Source organism: Dysgonomonas mossii (assembly GCF_004569505.1).
GTDB lineage: Bacteria > Bacteroidota > Bacteroidia > Bacteroidales > Dysgonomonadaceae > Dysgonomonas.
Map to the genome: position 1 here is coordinate 84,044 of NZ_SPPK01000001.1, position 16,573 is coordinate 100,616.

Annotated in this window: 18 protein-coding genes and 1 tRNA gene; 7 read left to right on the forward strand and 12 right to left on the reverse strand. The window is 36.7% G+C overall.

Annotated elements, in window-relative coordinates; all coding sequences use genetic code 11:
• Window positions 1-164: 164 nt before the first annotated feature.
• On the forward strand, window positions 165-2,255 hold the full coding sequence (locus E4T88_RS00375; protein ID WP_135103491.1) for a dipeptidyl-peptidase 3 family protein: 2,091 nt from the start codon (window positions 165-167) through the stop codon (window positions 2,253-2,255).
• 112 nt (window positions 2,256-2,367) lie between these two features.
• Entirely contained in the window at window positions 2,368-3,432 is a 1,065-nt protein-coding gene (locus tag E4T88_RS00380; protein WP_228093639.1) for a tetratricopeptide repeat protein, read from the forward strand.
• 4 nt (window positions 3,433-3,436) lie between these two features.
• Here E4T88_RS00380 and E4T88_RS00385 read toward each other — a convergent pair whose 3' ends face one another.
• Both E4T88_RS00385 and E4T88_RS00390 read right to left on the reverse strand, forming a co-directional pair.
• Window positions 3,437-4,078 (reverse strand): hypothetical protein, encoded by a 642-nt coding sequence (locus E4T88_RS00385; RefSeq protein ID WP_135103493.1) that lies wholly within the window; start codon window positions 4,076-4,078, stop codon window positions 3,437-3,439.
• Window positions 4,059-4,868: a metallophosphoesterase family protein gene (locus E4T88_RS00390; protein ID WP_135103494.1), complete on the reverse strand. Its 810-nt coding sequence runs from the start codon at window positions 4,866-4,868 to the stop codon at window positions 4,059-4,061. Before E4T88_RS00390 ends, E4T88_RS00385 begins: the two co-directional genes overlap by 20 nt.
• Before the next feature lie 416 nt (window positions 4,869-5,284).
• On the opposite strand from E4T88_RS00390, the gene E4T88_RS00400 reads away from it, so the two are divergent.
• Entirely contained in the window at window positions 5,285-5,566 is a 282-nt protein-coding gene (locus E4T88_RS00400) for a hypothetical protein (protein ID WP_135103498.1), read from the forward strand.
• 122 nt (window positions 5,567-5,688) lie between these two features.
• On the opposite strand, the gene dnaG is transcribed toward E4T88_RS00400, so the two are convergent.
• Complete coding sequence (gene dnaG / locus E4T88_RS00405) at window positions 5,689-7,689, reverse strand: DNA primase (RefSeq protein WP_135103500.1); 2,001 nt, start codon at window positions 7,687-7,689, stop codon at window positions 5,689-5,691.
• Between the two features lie 289 nt (window positions 7,690-7,978).
• Here dnaG and E4T88_RS00410 point away from each other — a divergent pair, with 289 nt between their 5' ends.
• Together E4T88_RS00410 and E4T88_RS00415 are read left to right on the forward strand one after the other, a co-directional pair.
• A complete protein-coding gene (locus tag E4T88_RS00410) occupies window positions 7,979-9,298 on the forward strand; it encodes a YihY/virulence factor BrkB family protein (RefSeq protein WP_135103502.1) in 1,320 nt (439 codons plus the stop codon).
• Window positions 9,299-9,307: 9 nt separating this feature from the next.
• A complete protein-coding gene (locus tag E4T88_RS00415) occupies window positions 9,308-10,681 on the forward strand; it encodes an MATE family efflux transporter (RefSeq protein ID WP_135103503.1) in 1,374 nt (457 codons plus the stop codon).
• A 34-nt stretch (window positions 10,682-10,715) separates the two neighbouring features.
• Here the strand turns inward: E4T88_RS00415 and queF are convergent, their stop codons facing one another.
• From queF to E4T88_RS00435, 4 genes are all read right to left on the reverse strand, one after another.
• Window positions 10,716-11,183 (reverse strand): preQ(1) synthase, encoded by a 468-nt coding sequence (gene queF / locus E4T88_RS00420; protein WP_135103505.1) that lies wholly within the window; start codon window positions 11,181-11,183, stop codon window positions 10,716-10,718.
• 1 nt (window position 11,184) lies between these two features.
• Window positions 11,185-11,841 (reverse strand): 7-cyano-7-deazaguanine synthase QueC, encoded by a 657-nt coding sequence (gene queC / locus E4T88_RS00425; protein WP_135103507.1) that lies wholly within the window; start codon window positions 11,839-11,841, stop codon window positions 11,185-11,187.
• A gap of 164 nt (window positions 11,842-12,005) precedes the next feature.
• Complete coding sequence (locus E4T88_RS00430; protein WP_135103509.1) at window positions 12,006-13,637, reverse strand: M56 family metallopeptidase; 1,632 nt, start codon at window positions 13,635-13,637, stop codon at window positions 12,006-12,008.
• On the reverse strand, window positions 13,637-14,008 hold the full coding sequence (locus E4T88_RS00435) for a BlaI/MecI/CopY family transcriptional regulator (RefSeq protein ID WP_135103511.1): 372 nt from the start codon (window positions 14,006-14,008) through the stop codon (window positions 13,637-13,639). Before E4T88_RS00435 ends, E4T88_RS00430 begins: the two co-directional genes overlap by 1 nt.
• A 226-nt stretch (window positions 14,009-14,234) precedes the next feature.
• Here E4T88_RS00435 and E4T88_RS00440 point away from each other — a divergent pair.
• Window positions 14,235-14,307 (forward strand) — tRNA-Lys (locus tag E4T88_RS00440).
• Between the two features lie 256 nt (window positions 14,308-14,563).
• On the opposite strand, the gene E4T88_RS00445 is transcribed toward E4T88_RS00440, so the two are convergent.
• The 4 genes from E4T88_RS00445 to E4T88_RS00460 are packed head-to-tail and all read right to left on the reverse strand — an operon-like array spanning window position 14,564 to window position 15,934.
• Window positions 14,564-14,824: a hypothetical protein gene (locus E4T88_RS00445; protein ID WP_135103513.1), complete on the reverse strand. Its 261-nt coding sequence runs from the start codon at window positions 14,822-14,824 to the stop codon at window positions 14,564-14,566.
• Window positions 14,825-14,835: 11 nt separating this feature from the next.
• The gene (locus tag E4T88_RS00450; RefSeq protein ID WP_135103515.1) at window positions 14,836-15,114 is read right to left on the reverse strand and encodes a hypothetical protein; all 279 of its coding nucleotides are present in this window, start codon (window positions 15,112-15,114) and stop codon (window positions 14,836-14,838) included.
• A 60-nt stretch (window positions 15,115-15,174) separates the two neighbouring features.
• Window positions 15,175-15,561, reverse strand: coding sequence for a hypothetical protein (locus E4T88_RS00455; protein WP_135103517.1), 387 nt, complete (start codon window positions 15,559-15,561; stop codon window positions 15,175-15,177).
• A 7-nt stretch (window positions 15,562-15,568) separates the two neighbouring features.
• Window positions 15,569-15,934 (reverse strand): hypothetical protein, encoded by a 366-nt coding sequence (locus E4T88_RS00460; protein WP_135103519.1) that lies wholly within the window; start codon window positions 15,932-15,934, stop codon window positions 15,569-15,571.
• A 62-nt stretch (window positions 15,935-15,996) separates the two neighbouring features.
• Here E4T88_RS00460 and E4T88_RS00465 point away from each other — a divergent pair, with 62 nt between their 5' ends.
• Window positions 15,997-16,245, forward strand: a complete 249-nt coding sequence (locus tag E4T88_RS00465; RefSeq protein WP_135103521.1) for a hypothetical protein — start codon at window positions 15,997-15,999, stop codon at window positions 16,243-16,245.
• Between the two features lie 20 nt (window positions 16,246-16,265).
• Here the strand turns inward: E4T88_RS00465 and E4T88_RS00470 are convergent, their stop codons facing one another.
• On the reverse strand, window positions 16,266-16,565 hold the full coding sequence (locus E4T88_RS00470) for a hypothetical protein (RefSeq protein ID WP_135103522.1): 300 nt from the start codon (window positions 16,563-16,565) through the stop codon (window positions 16,266-16,268).
• Window positions 16,566-16,573: the final 8 nt, after the last annotated feature.

The window sequence follows — 16,573 nt, forward strand, 5'->3', positions numbered from 1 at the left end:
TTTGCTATTTTTATTACTTTTGGAATAAAATATCTAATATATCGTTTAACCTGCTCTTCGCAATAAAAAGGTAACACGTAAAAACAATCAAAAAAGTGTCACTTTTGTCACCTTTTTGAGATTATAGATATAATGAGACTATCGAACAATAAATATATAACTCAATGAAAAAAACAGTATTAATTGCTATGACAGGATTTTCAATGTTGTTTGCAGGCTGTGGAGGAACGCAAAAAGCATCCCTTGGAGAGGCTGCATTGACAGACTCTGTTCCTGCTGATTTTAAATATGAGGTTGATGCCTTTGCCGATCTCCAAATTCTACGTTATTACGTTCCCGGGTTCAATAACCTTTCGTTACAACAAAAGGAACTGGTTTACTATCTATCGATGGCAGCCATCGAAGGGCGTGATATTCTTTACGACCAAAATAATAAATACAATCTGGCTATCCGCCGTGTGCTCGAAGCTATATATGAAAATTATAAAGGAGACAAGAATACGAACGATTATAAAGAGTTTGAGGTTTATCTGAAACGTGTTTGGTTCTCTAACGGTATACATCACCACTATGGAGAAGAAAAATTCCTTCCGGGCTTTTCTAAACAGTTTTTTGCCGAACAGGTTAAAGCCTTACCCGATAATCTGATTCCAAGAACCAGCCGTTCGGGGAATGAATCTGTGAATGCAGATGATTTTATAAAAATGATTACTCCTGTCATGTTTGATCCGAATGTGATGGCTAAGAAAGTAAATCAGTCGGGTAACGACCTAATTCTTTCTTCAGCTAATAACTATTATGGAGAAGACGTCACTCAGAAAGAAGTACAGGCTTTCTATGGAGCTATGAAAGATACGACAGATCAAACTCCGATTTCCTACGGTCTTAACAGCCGCCTTGTAAAACAAGGGAACAAGCTGGTAGAAGATGTGTGGAAAGTAGGAGGTCTTTATTCCCCTGCTATTGAACGAATCGTAGGATGGCTAGAGAAGGCTGAAGCTGTAGCTGAAAATGATCAACAGAAAGCTGTTATCACTAAGCTGATTTCTTATTACAAAACAGGAGACCTAAAGACATTTGACGAATATGCGATAGCGTGGGTAGAAGATCTGAAATCTCAGGTTGATTTTGTAAATGGCTTTACCGAAGTATATGGTGATCCGCTAGGAATTAAAGCAAGTTGGGAATCGGTGGTAAACTTCAAGAATGTAGAAGCTACCAAACGAACAGAAGTTATCAGCTCAAACGCTCAATGGTTTGAAGATCACTCTCCGGTGGATAAACGTTTCAAAAAAGAAAGTGTGAAGGGGGTATCTGCAAAAGTAATTACAGTAGCTCAACTGGGCGGAGATTGTTATCCTGCAACGCCTATCGGTATCAACCTGCCTAATGCCGACTGGATACGGAAAGATCATGGGTCAAAATCGGTGACAATAGAAAATATAATGGAGGCCTACGATGCTGCTGGAGCACATACAGGCTTTAATGATGAGTTTATGTGGTCTGAACATGAAGTTAACTCAGTAAAGCAATATGGTTTTATAACAGACGTATTGCATACCGACCTTCACGAATGTTTAGGGCATGGCTCGGGTAAATTGCTGCCGGAGGTTGATCCGAATGCATTAGGAGAATTCAGCTCGACAATAGAAGAAGCCCGTGCCGATTTGTTCGGTCTTTATTTCCTTGCCGATCCTAAGCTTGTAGAACTAGGTATAATACCGAATGGCGATGCATACAAAGCGGAGTATTATAAGTTTATGATGAATGGTCTTATGACTCAGTTGGTGCGGATAGAACCGGGTAAGAATATAGAAGAATCGCACATGCGCAATCGTCAGTTGATCGCTAAATGGGTTTATGAAAAAGGAAAAGCAGACAATGTAGTCGAATATAAAGTGAGAGACGGAAAAACATACGTTGTAGTGAACGATTACAATAAATTACGGACTCTGTTTGGGGATCTGTTAGCTGAAATTCAACGTATAAAATCGGAAGGCGATTTTAAAGGGGCAAAAGCGATTGTAGAAAATTATGCTGTCAAGGTAGACCAAAAATTGCATAGTGAAGTTTTAGCTCGTTATAAGAAGTTGAATATGAAGCCTTACAAGGGATTTGTAAACCCTACTTTCGAATTGGTGAAAGATAGCAATGGTAAAATTACAGATGTGAAAATTAATTATAAAGAAGGTTATGCAGAGCAAATGATTCGATACTCGAAAGAGTTCTCTTCATTGCCAACATTCAATGATTAATGTTTTATAGACGTTAAGATAAATGCAAAAAAGATCGGAAATTATATCTCCGGTCTTTTTTATTTATATATTTGCTATGCTAAACACCATAAAAAACATGTACTAGACGCAAATGAAAATCTTAATTATATCATCAATCTTCTTTCTTTCAACTCTTCCCTTGCTTTCGCAGTCCAAAAAGGATATTGCGGCACAAAAGGGAATAGAAGCAGTAAAATTAATGGACTGTGGAAAAGTAGAAGAAAGTATCACTCTGCTTAAGGAAGCTCAAAAGCTTGATCCGGCGAATATTGTGTATCCTTACGAAATAGCTTATGCGCATTGTCTCGAAGAAAATTATGAAGAGGCTATTAATATTCTGAAACCGATACAGGAAAATGAAGATGCTTCGGATACATTTTTCCAGATGTTGGGTATTTGCTATAACTCTATAGGAAATAATGAAGGTGCAATAAAGACCTTTGAGGAAGGTATAAAGAAATTCCCCGATTCAGGTGCTCTTTATTTTGAATTAGGAAATGCGTATATGGCTCAAGATGAAAAATACACTGCACTATCTTATTTTGAGAAGGGAATCGCAGCAGATCCTAAATATCCTTCTAATTATTATTGGGCAGCTAAAATATATTTAGATACAGAAGATGAAGTATGGGGGATGCTCTACGGCGAACTATTTATGAATCTGGAGCGTAATACACATCGCACGGTTGAGATGAGTAAGTTGCTCTATGAGACATATAAGAGTGAGATCACGATAGTGAGTGACTCTGCTGTGTCTGTCAGTTTTTGTAAATATGCAGGACTAGATTTAAAAAATAATTCGGAATCCTCTTTTGGTAGTGGTATCTACGAACCAATTCTTATGTTGTCTCTTCCGGATGTCAAAACTTTAGATTTGGCTACATTGAGTAAGATTCGCACTAATTTTTTGAATATCTACTATAAAAATAATATAGAGAATATATATCCAAATGTACTGCTCGACTATCAAAAGTTGTTGATGGATGCCGGACACCTTGAAGCCTATAACTATTGGATATTGATGCAGGGAGATCCTTCCGAATTTCTTCAGTGGAAATCCGCGAATGAAAGTAAATGGAAAAGCTTTACAGACTGGTTCTCCAACAATCCGATCAAGCTGTCTTCTAAAAATAAGTTTGTAAAAGATCAATATTGATTTTTTAAAAGAATTGGAGCTTCAAACCAAACGATAATCTTAAATAGTCTTTTGGTTTAAGGTACTTGTTCGTAAAAGCACTTGCAAGATATAAGTCATTTGTACTTAGTTCGTAAAAAGCCGTAACAGACTTAGCAAAAAAACGCTTTTCGTGTGGAATCTTATACGTAAGCCTTTGTCCTATATAGACATTAAAACGCATTTTCGTAGAGAACGAATAGTAATCGTTTGGATATTTGTCGGGTTCACTTATCCAAAAATCTCCGTTAAGGATAGTGTTGATATACAAGCCACAGGCTAGCGGATCTATATAGAATCCTTTTGTCCCTATTGGCTTTGTCCAAGGAATAAAGTTTTGCTTCAAGGTAAATGTTATCTTATTTTCTTTTGTTGAGTATTTAGGAAGAAATCCAAAGAACACATCCGTTTCCCACTTATTGTTTTTTCCATAGTCCCATCCTGTTCCTATCGATATAAGCCCCATGCCGCCTGCATACTGAAATTTTATATGTGTAGGAATGAGATTGGCCCACTGGTTCTGATATTTTTCTACACGTTTTTCGTAGCCATTCTGAGAATAACCGGACAGGTTGAATAATAGGATGAGTGATAAAAAAGATATATATTTAATAAGCGACCACTTCATAGTCATAGGTGTTATCTGAATTTAATGTGAATAGTAAATATTTCTTTTTAGCTATATTGGGTGTGCCATAATAGATTATTCCATCATCGAAGAGATCGTCTACTGCTATGTTGTGATCGTGAGCATTGAGGCAAAATTGAAGATTCGGAAATTCTTTTATATAGCGTTGAAATACATTGGCTATATTGTTGTTGAACTGTTCTGAAAAAGGACGGACATGCATTGCCATTACTGTTTTATCGTATTCATCCTTCTTGTCTTTTATTTCTTGTTCTATAAATTGAAAGTCGGGTACAGGGAGCGAATAATCAAATTCCAAGGCATTGGTGTTTAAACATACGAACTTCGTTTTTCCGGCAATGAAGGAAAAATTTTCTTCACCAAAAACTTTCCTGAAGACTTCTATCCCATTTGCGAGGCAATCGTGATTTCCCAATAAGACTACATAAGGTACTTTCAGTTTGTTTAGAATATCCCGTTGCCATAGAAATTCTTTGGTAAGCCCAAAATCTGATACGTCTCCTCCGTGAATAACGAAATCTATATCGTTTCTTTTATTTAGTGCATTCACAAAAGCCTCTGTTTCGTCATACCATCGTTGGGTATCGCCAATCATCGCAAACCGTATTGTTTCTTTGTTTCTACAAGTTTCCTCTATTCGTGCTATATTCTTTTTGTTGATATCTGTTTTCCCTGAAATGCGACCATCGTACGGATGATATTCGATCATCTCGCATGACTGAAATATACATAAAATACCAAGCAGTAATATTCTTATCGATTTTTTCATTTAACTTATTATTTGGAGGTACAAGAGTACTGCCAATAAATATAATTAGGAAAAGAAGGAAAGACCTGTGCAATTTTATTGAGCTTTTTTAAGGATGTTTTAACGAAAAGTCCTTATCTATCCTTGATTCTTCGTGTCAACTATTCTGTAATAAATGATGCTTAGTAATTATTTGCGAAAAATATTCAGAGTTGTATCGTTATCTACAGAAGCCAATCTCAAAGTGCAAAATAAGGATGTGATAAAAACAATAAAGAAGCGGAAGATAATGGCTGAGATATTTTATTTCGCCCCTGTCACTAAGCTGTTTATGTATATATGTAAAAAGGCTTCTTTGTTAAGGCGTATAAATAGGAGAGTTAATCAGGCCTTGTCTAATTAAATAATGCTTACCTTTATTTTCAAAATATATAACAATGAAGCTAAAAGAAGAACAAAAAAACAGATCGGTACTGACAACCAGTTATGTACTAACAAACGGATCTCCGATAACTTTCGTCCTCTATGATGAAGACGGAGACTGGCAGTTGTTTGGTGATGATGAAGTTGATGACGAAGAGGATGCTTATCTGGTATCGGTAGATGAGATATTGGAGATGGAACCGATATTGAAGAAACTTCCTGATTTGCAACCGGGACAAGCTGCTACAAGAGAAAAAGATAGTACGCGCTGGTTTATAGTCGAGGATGAAGAATAAGGTACTTTAAGTCTCTGCGAAGAGTTATTGTCGTATTTTATATAGATATGTGACTAAGCATTTCCTTTTCTAAAGGTATTGAGATGTGAAGATAAGGTACGGCAATAAATACTTTAGACTGTTTACCATCGCAGAATAATTCTTTCGCCTAATTCTTTTGCCAGAATCTTTTTTATTTCGTCCATTTCCTTAAGCTTTTGCATAAGGATAATAGCTCCGTCCCAGTCTTTCTCCTTTTGTTTCTTTTCCAGATCTTCTTTGATCTCCTTCATCTGTTTAGATATATGAGCATCTTTTAACTCGGTAACTGCACGAGGAACGTTTTTCCAGAGATGCTTTTCTTCGGCAAGAGGGGTGTCTTCCTTTTTAAGATTCTCACCAAATTGTTTTATATGCAGTTTACTCAACTGATATCTGTCGCTTACCAACTCGGCTGCAATTTTGCTTATATGTGCGTCTGTATGAGCCAGAAAGTAACGGCTAGGGTTGAAATACTCATTTGCCGAGTGTTCTATTGCATCTTCCAGTATTGTTTTATACAGAGGATTTGTAAACCAAAAACCATCTCTTTGCAAGTCAAATTTCACCCAATCTATTACGGTTGTCGGCATATCGCCTGTCGCAGGATTATTTTCTCCTCCTTCTATCAATATTTCCATTCCATAACGGACAATAAAGTAGAGGATCGCCAACTCAAACTTATCAATGTTAGTCTTTTTTACAACGGGTTTCCCTCTATGCGCTTCAGGCTGCGAGAGGTCAACGTTGATTGCCGATAGTTCCGGATCTATTTTCGGCTGAGGAGCCTTCTCTAGGTGAGCAAGCCTTTTCTTATTTACTTCCTGAATAAGTATCCGTTCGTCTATATTCAGTAGTATACTGCAATCTTTTATATATACACTGCGTATAATGTTGTCGGGGATAACCGCTATACTGCTTACTATGTCGGAGATAAGGGTTGCTCGCTTTATAGGGTCATTGCCTGCATCATCTAATAGTAATTGTGTTTTGAAGCGTATGAAATCCACTTCATGTTCCTGTACATATTTTGTCAGCGACTCGGCATTTTGTTTGCGTGCAAATGAATCGGGGTCTTCACCATCAGGAAGGAGTACCACCTTTATTTTCATTCCTTCTTCAAGCAAGAGGTCTATCCCTCTCAGCGCCGCTTTTATACCCGCAGCATCACCATCGTAGAGTATAGTTACATATTCTGTAAAGCGATGAATGAGCCTGATTTGTCCGTGAGTAAGTGCTGTCCCTGATGAAGCAACTACATTTTCTATACCTGCCTGATGCATTGATATCACGTCGGTGTATCCTTCTACCAGATAGCAGCAGTCGGCTTTGGTGATAGCTTGTTTTGCAAAATATATTCCATATAGTTCGCTGCCCTTGTGGTATATCTCACTTTCGGGAGAATTTACGTATTTTCCTGTGTTCTCTGCCTTTTTTAGAATACGTCCTCCAAAAGCAACAACTTTCCCCGATAACGTGTGTACGGGAAATATAACTCGCCCTCGAAAACGGTCGATAAGAGCGCCGTTACTCTCACTTTTTATCGTGAGACCTGTTTTTACAAGGAATTCTTCTTTATAGCCATTTTTTATAGCTTCCTGCGTGAGGCTGTCTCTTTGTTCGAGACTGTACCCGAGTTGGAATTTCTGTATAATATCTTCACGGAATCCTCTCTCTTTAAAATAACTTAGACCTACAGATTTACCCTCGATATGTTCATGCAGAGTTTTTACAAAATGATTTCGGGCAAAGTCATTTAATATAAAAAGGCTTTCACGCTCGTTATAAGCCTGCTTCTGCTCATCGGTTAACTCCCGCTCTTGTATTTCGATGTTATACTTCTTTGCGAGATAACGTAGTGCATCGAAATAAGAGAGCTGCTCATGCTTCATAATGAAGTGAACAGCGGTTCCTCCTTCGCCACAAGCAAAGCATTTACATATATTCTTAGATGGAGAAACGTAGAATGACGGAGTTCTGTCTTCGTGGAACGGACACAGCCCTACATAATTAATACCTCTACGCTTGAGCGTAACAAACTGAGACACTACATCCACTACTTGTGCAGCATCTATTATACGGTCTATGGTGGCTTGATCTATCATTGTTATTTACTAACACGAAAGTAATAAAAATATCCCAGTATAGATATTTTATATTTCTATGCCAAAGTTAAATTATACTTATCGGTCTTCCTCTTTCGTGAATATTCTACACAGTGTCTCTTATGGTTAGGTTATTGGTCTAGTGTAGAGATTTTTTACAAATTTTAGTAATGAAGATTGATCTTATTGGTAGATATATTTGTTACTATTTTTTAAGATTCTATCTATCAAGTATGTTTACTTATAAAGAACAAGCTATATTTGTAAATATTTCGGATAAAAATCTCGTATGATTGAAAGAATAAAAGAGTTTGTAAAAAGAGTAATTCGATTTCTTAGGTATGATATCTGGCGGATAAACAAGCGCGAGAGATCGTCTCGTAAAATGGGATTGTACGATATTATTAAGTCTTTTATCCTAGCCATCAGGAATATTGATGGAGAGCAACTTTTTACACGTGCATCAGCATTGACATATAGCACCTTACTGTCTATCGTCCCCATGCTAGCTGTATTGTTTGCCATAGCTCGAGGCTTTGGTTTTCAGAATATTGTAAAGACTCAACTCTTTAGCTATTTTGCAGGACAAGAAGAGATATTGAATAAGGCGACAGCTTTTATCGACAAATCGATCGAATATGCTCAGGGTGGGATTTTCTTGGGCGTCGGCGTCATCTTGTTATTATATACTGTAATCAATCTGCTTTCGAACATAGAAGATAACTTCAATAAAATATGGCAGATAAAAAAAGGACGTACCTATTTTCGGATGTTCACGGACTATCTGGCTCTTATCATTATTGCGCCTGTTTTTCTTATATGCAATGCCGGGGTTAATATTCTTTTGAGCACTACAGCCGAGCAACAGTATATACTGGGACTGGTTATTGGTCCTTTTATGAAAGTTGTTCCTTTTCTTATTACCATTTTACTCTTTACAATACTATATATCTATATTCCTAATACGAAGGTTAAGTTTACCAGTGCCTTATTAGGCGGTGTGTTTACGGGTATATGTTTTCAGGTATTCCAAATGCTGTATATCGGTGGTCAGATTTGGATCTCTAAATACAATGCTATATATGGTAGTTTTGCTGCTTTGCCTTTGTTGCTGCTATGGTTGCAACTGACATGGTTTTTTGTGTTGTTTGGTGTGCAGCTATCTTTTGCTTATCAGAATGTAAATAAGTTTAGTTTCGAGCATGAAACTTCTAAAATAAGTCGTCGCTATAAGGATTTTGTTGCATTACTAATAATGACTTTGATTGTTAAGCGGTTTGAAAAAGGCGATATGCCTTATACTGCTGATGAACTTTCGGAGCAATATAAAATTCCGACAAAATTGACTAGTGATACTCTTTTTTATTTGCAGGATATCGGTCTTATTGTAGAGACTCCATCTCAAAACGCATTAGTACCCGCTTTTATACCTGCTTTGGATATCAATCATATTACCGTAAGTTATCTGTTTGAGAAAATAGAGATGTATGGTTCAGAGGATTTTGTGATTGATACAAATGCAAAATTCAGGAAAGAGTGGGAGACTATTTTAGAAATTAAAGAGCTTTCGGATAGCGAAAATGGGGACAAACTGCTCAAAAATTTATAATTCATACACGTGAAATCAGGTATTCATAATCTTACCGAGGGAAAAATATTCTCTACCTTAATACGCTTGGCTTTGCCTCTGATGGGTACAAGCTTTTTACAGATGGCTTACACGCTGATGGCTATGTCGTGGGTTGGCAGGCTGGGTACTGTGTCTCACCCCGAAATAGCAACCAAATCGGAAGCTGCAATCGGTGCTATAGGTATGTTGTTGTGGTTGACTTCATCGGTCGCATATCTGGCTATGATCGGATCGGAGGTCGCAGTCGGTCAATCGATAGGTGCGAAGAAAATGAAACGTGCAGCTATATACGCCTCACATTCTACAACTATCTCTATTGTGCTTAGCGTGGTATGGGTATCTACACTCTTTGTTTTTGCTAATTCTATCTTGTCTTTTTTCAAATTATCTGCTGATATTACAGCCGATGCGGTGCTTTATTTACGAATACTCACTATTAGTCTTCCGTTTCAGTTCTTGTCATACAATTTCGCAGGGATATACAATGGTGCAGGGCGAAGTACTGTTCCGTTCAAAAATAATGCAGCCGGGCTCGTGTTAAATATGATACTCGACCCTATTTTGATGTTTGGTATGGGGATGGGATTGCACGGTGCCGCTATTGGCACAGTTGCTGCACAATTGTTTGTGTTTTCTTTGTTCTTTTATCAGATTAAATATGGTAATCGTATTTTAGGCGATTTCTCCTTCTTTATTAAGCCGAAAGGTATTTACCTTAAACGCATAATTTTTCTGGGAACGCCTGTTTCAATAATGAACTCATTGTATGCCATCATCAATATGAATCTGGCTCGTGTGGCTTCTATTCATGGCGGTCATTTAGGCATGATGGCTCAGACAACGGGAGGACAGATAGAGGCCGTTACGTGGAATACATCACAGGGATTTTCTACGGCGCTGAGTGCCTTTGTTGCTCAGAACTATGCTGCTAATAAATTGGAAAGAGGTAAAAAGGCATATATCTATACGATACGTGTTATGTTTACCTTGGGTGTTTTTGTCAGTATTGCATTTATTTTGTTTGGTGCTCAAATTTTTGGAATTATTGTTCCTGAAGAGAATGCTATGCGAGCCGGAGCCGAATATTTGTTTGTTATGGGCTTGGTTCAGATTTTTATGATGTTTGAGTTGACTACACAAGGTATGTTTAATGGTATTGGCCGCACAGTAGAGCCTGCCGTGATAAGCATCACATTCAATGCGCTACGCATCCCTTTGGCTTATTATCTGGCTTCGCAAATGGGCATTGTTGGGGTGTGGTGGGCAATTGCTATATCTACGGTTTGTAAAGGTATAATACTGCCTGTTTGGTTTACAGTAGTCTATAAAAGAGTACAAAAACGAAGACCTAAGATAGCATAATCAGAATAAAAAAAGAGGCTTTAAAGCCTCTTAACTATTTATATATTTGCTGTGGGTTATGATTTATCAGACGCTCTTCTGCCAGTCGTTCAAACTTCGTACCCGGACGTCCATAGTTGCAAAACGGATAAATACTAATGCCTCCACGTGGCGTAAATATTCCTACCACTTCAATATACTTCGGATTCATCAGTTCAATAAGGTCTTTCATCATAATATTTACACAGTCTTCATGGAATGCCCCATGATTGCGAAAGCTAAATAAGTATAACTTAAGACTCTTGCTTTCTACCATTTTCACATCAGGTATGTAGTTGATGTGTATTGTTGCAAAATCGGGTTGTCCGGTAATAGGGCATAGGCTTGTAAACTCCGGGCAATTGAATGTTACCCAATAGTCATTTCCCTGATGTTTGTTTTCGAAGGCTTCTAATACATCAGGAGCATAATTATCTTTATATTCGGTTTTTCCGCCTAAATGGCTAAGTCCTTCTATTGTCATATTATAGTTTTGTCTTTAGATAGTTGTCTAATCCTTGTTTACGCAATTTGCAAGAAGGGCAGTGTCCGCAACCATCGGCAATGATACCGTTGTAGCAGGTCAGGGTTTGAGTACGAATGATATCGAAAACACCCAGCTCATCAGCTAATTGCCATACTGCAGTTTTGTCTCTCCACATCAATGGCGTATGTATCTGGAAATGTTCGTCCATTGCCAGATTAATAGAAGCATTTGCTGAAAGTATAAATGTATCTCTACAGTCGGGATAACCACTGTAGTCGGCTTCTGATACTCCTGTTACAATGTGGCGTATACCGTGCGAGCGAGCAATTACAGCCGCAAAAGTAAGAAATAATAGATTACGTCCAGGTACAAACGTATTTGGGTAAGAGTCTGCCGGTTTTTCCTGATCCATAACAATATCGCTTGTCAAAGAGTTGACGGATAGTTGACTAATAATAGATGCATCCAGTAGCTGGAACGGTACATTGGCTTTTTCGGCAATAGCCTTTGCTACTTCCACTTCTTTGGAGTGACGTTGTCCGTAGGTAAAACACAGCGTACGAACGGATGAGAAATTTTCAAGAGCCCAGTAGAGGCATGTTGTTGAATCTTGTCCACCCGAAAACAAGACCAACGCTGATTCTGTTTTATTCATTCTATAACTTTGTTTTTTACGTGGTTAATCCTAAGATACACGGAGGAGAAATCTCTCTTCGGCTACAAAAGTAAGGAATAATAGGTGAAAAATGAAAAGTGAAAACGAAAAAGAGTTGTATCCTTATTTTGGGGATACAGCTCTTTTTGATACTTTAAGATTATTTATTGGGGCTTGATTCCATTTAGCAGTAGAACCATACCGATTATACTCTGTTGGATTGTTTCACCATTCAGGTTTTCAGTGTTTTTAGATATATTTTTTTGAAACGGTCCCGGAGTGGCAGACTCTTGTCCGATTTTTTTATCACCATTATAGTAATTTGCCGAATCCAAGTCTATAACGATATAACCGTCTTTTTCGCTGAAATTTTTCCAGTCATCAAAGTTGATTCTCTTTCCGTTCCGATAGGCTTCTATCCTGTATTTATCCAAATCGATTGATTTAAAAAAAGCTTCTTCGCTTCCTGCTGTATTTATCATATCCTTTTGTTTTTCATGGGATATGGCATATGCAGCTATCATTCTGCGTTGTATTGTTGCTGCGTTTAAATTTTTGGTGTTTTCTGCAATGTGAATTGTTCCTCCGTGAGTATAGGATAGCATTTTATCACCTTTGTAATAAAATGCGGAGTCTGACGTAACAAGAATCTTGCCGTCTTTTCTTTCAAAGTTTTTCCATGAATTAAAATCGATTCTTTTGCCCTTTTTGTAGGCTTCTACCCTATACTTTTTCAGGTCGATAGTGTCGGAAGGGTGGGTGACAGTTTTTTGTTGTTCGACGTTTATTTCCGAATTTTCGGCTACCTCAGTTTTCTCATCAGTCTTGTCGGTCTTTTGCGGATAAGCATTTTTTTCTATACCTTCAGCGTCTGAAAGCTCGTCCAATTTACTTGTTAGTTGAGGGTGGGCAAAAACTGATACGGCAATTGCAAATACAGGAACCAGAAGTAGATACTTCATTTTTGCATGCGGATTGTTGTTTTCTTTTAACATCATAGTGATTCTTTTTTCGAGTTTACTGTGGTTAAAGCTGTTGGTCATAAAGGTGAGATGTTGTGAGCCGACAGCTTTTTTAATTAATAAAATTTGATATGTTTTAGTATCGATACCTGATTTTAGTACACAGTTATCTGCTTCAAATTCGTGAACATTACGCAGTTCTCTTCTAAAAAGCCACGCAAAGGGGTTGTACCATTGAAAAAGTACGAAAAGCTCTGAAAAGAGCAAGTCTAATGAGTGCCTATTCTTTATGTGCGATAATTCGTGAGTCAGTACTATTTCTTTGTTTTCATTATAATCTTTTCGCGATATGATAACGTAATTCATCCAGCTGAATGAAGGGATGTCTTTATCTGTAATAAGAATATTGATTTCGTCTGTTTTCAGTCTTTCGCATCCCTTTATCATAGCCAATATGTGCAAAGTAGAGTAAGTGTTACGTATCAGTATAAAGAGTGCTCCTGCCAGATAAATGATTCCCACTATCCTAATCCAATCTATTGTTGCATGTTCTGCGACTACTATAGAAGTGGCGGAGGTGGCGGGGATGAATTCTATCGGAGCCGATTCGCTGGTCAGTGATGATTCGTATGCGGCAATGGTCTGATGTACTTCGTTTAGTGCAGAGGTTTTTATTTTTATAAGAAAGATAAAAAGGCTGCTGATATAAAATAAAAGAATACAAAATCTGTTTATTCTGAAAAATTTATTCCGGCTATATACCAGTTTATATATTATATAGAAGAAGAATAAAGCACAGGAAACCTTGGTGCTGTATATTAATAAGTCTGCCATCACTTTTTATTTTTAGCTGCATTTTCCACTTTTTCTATTAACCCCTTTAGGTCTTCGACGGAAATTTTCTCTTCTTCGACAAGTGAAGATACTGCTCCCAAATAAGAGTTGTTGAAGTATTCGCTGATTATCTTTGTCAGTGTGTTTTTTTTGAAGCTATCCTTGCTTACCAGTGCATAATACCTGTAAGCTTTTCCTGTAGGTTCGTAGCCCACATAGCCTTTGTCCTCAAGTATACGAATTAATGTTGATATTGTGTTTACATGAGGTTTTGGGTCATCATACAGATCTTGAATGTCTTTGACTCGCATAGGACCTTGCGACCAAAGAATGTCCATTATTTCCTCTTCTTTTTTTGTTAGGTTTTTCATGTTAGATATTTATTTAAAACAAATATAACTAAATGTTTTAGTTGTAACTATGTTTTTTAGTTAAAAGGTGTTCTCTGAAGAATTATTGTATTCAAAATCAATGTTTAGCTATATTTATAGTAGTATATTATTTAAGACGAAGAAAAAGAGTGATTAATAAAAGCTAATTTTTCTTAGATTAATTTTCTTAAAAAGAATAATTATTATACTTTTGCACTCACCAAACGACTCCGTAGCTCAGCTGGTAGAGCAATTGACTCTTAATCAATGGGTCGAGGGTTCGAGCCCCTCCGGGGTCACAATGGGTGTTTGTAAGTGGCTGTATATTATTGTTATATGCAGCCACTGTTTATTTGGGGCGGTTGTTGGGGCGGTTGTTTGTTGGCTACTTATTTATTATATCACTAAGTATCGAAAATATATCCACCTTATACTATATGAAAAATAGAGGCTTTTAAATCAAATTTAAAGGCCTCTATCCTAAATAGCACGTTAGTTATGCTTTCCTTATCGAAAGTTCGTCATATCGAAAATTCGATTAAAATAATGATGCTTTTAACTCCATTCAGAACAAGCAACGATATCAGATTCTGTATATTTTTCCCTATCTATAAGTTTCTTTAATGATATATCTTTTCCGGATAAATCATCATGTATTATTATTGATGATAATTCATTTAATGCAACCTCTGATATATGGTCTATACAATCTGTCTCAGCATTCATTTTAGTAACATATTCTCCTATTGCGTCACTCTCATTTTTTGCTATTACATAAGTTATAACGCCTCCGTCGTCGATCTTGAATACTTTCATGTCATTCATTTTTAGTTTCCATCCCACAAAAAAGGTGTTCCTTTAGGTGTAGACAACTTATAGTCTTCAATATTGAAGTCTTCGCCATTTGCAAGCATTAGGTCTGCTAATGTTCCAGCTTCATCTTGATCGTATATATTTACATATACATCGTTTTCCACGTATTCCACGTCGTCTATAACTTTAAAAGAATCGTCGTCCCCAGTCAAGAAATAAACTTGTTTTTGACGTTGCTCTTCACTCATATTATTTATCCGCTCTTGCAGATCATTCCATGTAAATTTTTTCATATCTATTTTTCTTTAAAATTTATACACGTTAATTTGATATGTATAGAAAATGTTACTTTACTATACACGTTGGAAGTGTTCTTGAAGTTCGGATAGAGTAGCTTTGTGAACATCCTTCACGATATTACTAGGTATTGAAACTTCATATCTGAAATCTGATTGATTACGGCAAACCCTTATATTGCCATCTGTAAACCACTGCATATAATCGCTATCATCCCTCATAGCTGTTACGGATCTGAATAAATGAGGGTTACCGATGCAGCTTATAGCCTTATGATAAAAATAGTCTGGAATGAAGTTACCTCCAACAGCATAAGAGGAATCATGGAATACGCATATATATTTATCTAATTCACTATTGACAACTAGTCCATACCCGACCTTCTCCAACCACTCTCTATTTTCAGGCGTATTGTCGCCGATAACACTGTATCTTAAACTCATAGTTATTTTATTTTTTAACCCTATGGTAGGTATGCATTATTCTGGGTTTTTCTTCAACTATGCCGACACCCATGCCTTCATCAAAATAATCATTAAGTACTTTATCCAGTTCAGACCATCCAATTAGATCACCGTATATTTCCAGATTTTCGTCATATCCTCCTAAAGATATATTTTCGACATCTTCATCTGTAAATTTATCTGGATTTGCTTCAAAGAAAATTTGTAACGATTTAGATAATTTAGATACCCATTTATCCGGATATGATATACCTTCCACATGTCCATATCCATTATCTAATTGAATAGCTTGCATTATATGCCTTGCTATTACTTTATAATCCTTATTATTTAATTCTATTCCTTGTTTCATTTCTTCTCTATTTAATGTGATTTAATTATTTTATATATATTTGTTTACTAAAATTTAATACGATGAATCGATTTAGAAATAAAACTCCTATAGAGCGTGTCAATGATCCCAACGACCCTTACGATTTAGATGATTTTGATAGAGATACCCACGGCGATAACGACTTATTGAGCAACTCTATTGAATTTCGAAATATAATGGACTACCAGGAGACTAAGAGAAGATCTGATATTCAATTTCGGAGAGACAATACAGCATTTATTATATCTATAATCGCTCTTATTGTGGCTCTTATTGCTTTATTTCGTTGATTCTGAAACTTTTTCTATGTCTAGTATTTATTCGTGAGCAAATCTGGGTTGTCAATTATGTTTCCTATGATATATTTACCCTCGTCATTTATATATTTTTGAGTCAACAAGCCACAATCGAATGGCTTAACAACAATATCCTGAGCCATAAACAAGTACTGTATATATCCATTTATCGCATTATTATATAACACTATATGGCGGCAAGGCCTACCTCGTTCATCCACAACCTCTATGATATCTCCGTTGGATAACTCTTTGCCCTTGATGTCTACAAGTGTATTGCTTTCAATCTTTATTTTTATAGCACATGATCCCATATCGTCTA

What these genes read in the sequence shown, in the direction of transcription:
- E4T88_RS00435 (WP_135103511.1), bottom strand. Translation starts at nt 14,008, where the DNA reads ATGAAAAACCTAACAAAAAAAGAAGAGGAAATAATGGACATTCTTTGG.
- E4T88_RS00410 (WP_135103502.1), top strand. Translation starts at nt 7,979, where the DNA reads ATGATTGAAAGAATAAAAGAGTTTGTAAAAAGAGTAATTCGATTTCTT.
- queF (WP_135103505.1), bottom strand. Translation starts at nt 11,183, where the DNA reads ATGACAATAGAAGGACTTAGCCATTTAGGCGGAAAAACCGAATATAAA.
- E4T88_RS00400 (WP_135103498.1), top strand. Translation starts at nt 5,285, where the DNA reads ATGAAGCTAAAAGAAGAACAAAAAAACAGATCGGTACTGACAACCAGT.
- E4T88_RS00385 (WP_135103493.1), bottom strand. Translation starts at nt 4,078, where the DNA reads ATGAAGTGGTCGCTTATTAAATATATATCTTTTTTATCACTCATCCTA.
- dnaG (WP_135103500.1), bottom strand. Translation starts at nt 7,689, where the DNA reads ATGATAGATCAAGCCACCATAGACCGTATAATAGATGCTGCACAAGTA.
- E4T88_RS00455 (WP_135103517.1), bottom strand. Translation starts at nt 15,561, where the DNA reads ATGAGTTTAAGATACAGTGTTATCGGCGACAATACGCCTGAAAATAGA.
- E4T88_RS00375 (WP_135103491.1), top strand. Translation starts at nt 165, where the DNA reads ATGAAAAAAACAGTATTAATTGCTATGACAGGATTTTCAATGTTGTTT.
- E4T88_RS00445 (WP_135103513.1), bottom strand. Translation starts at nt 14,824, where the DNA reads ATGAAAGTATTCAAGATCGACGACGGAGGCGTTATAACTTATGTAATA.
- E4T88_RS00380 (WP_228093639.1), top strand. Translation starts at nt 2,368, where the DNA reads ATGAAAATCTTAATTATATCATCAATCTTCTTTCTTTCAACTCTTCCC.
- E4T88_RS00430 (WP_135103509.1), bottom strand. Translation starts at nt 13,637, where the DNA reads ATGGCAGACTTATTAATATACAGCACCAAGGTTTCCTGTGCTTTATTC.
- E4T88_RS00460 (WP_135103519.1), bottom strand. Translation starts at nt 15,934, where the DNA reads ATGAAACAAGGAATAGAATTAAATAATAAGGATTATAAAGTAATAGCA.
- E4T88_RS00450 (WP_135103515.1), bottom strand. Translation starts at nt 15,114, where the DNA reads ATGAAAAAATTTACATGGAATGATCTGCAAGAGCGGATAAATAATATG.
- E4T88_RS00390 (WP_135103494.1), bottom strand. Translation starts at nt 4,868, where the DNA reads ATGAAAAAATCGATAAGAATATTACTGCTTGGTATTTTATGTATATTT.
- E4T88_RS00465 (WP_135103521.1), top strand. Translation starts at nt 15,997, where the DNA reads ATGAATCGATTTAGAAATAAAACTCCTATAGAGCGTGTCAATGATCCC.
- queC (WP_135103507.1), bottom strand. Translation starts at nt 11,841, where the DNA reads ATGAATAAAACAGAATCAGCGTTGGTCTTGTTTTCGGGTGGACAAGAT.
- E4T88_RS00470 (WP_135103522.1), bottom strand. Translation starts at nt 16,565, where the DNA reads ATGGGATCATGTGCTATAAAAATAAAGATTGAAAGCAATACACTTGTA.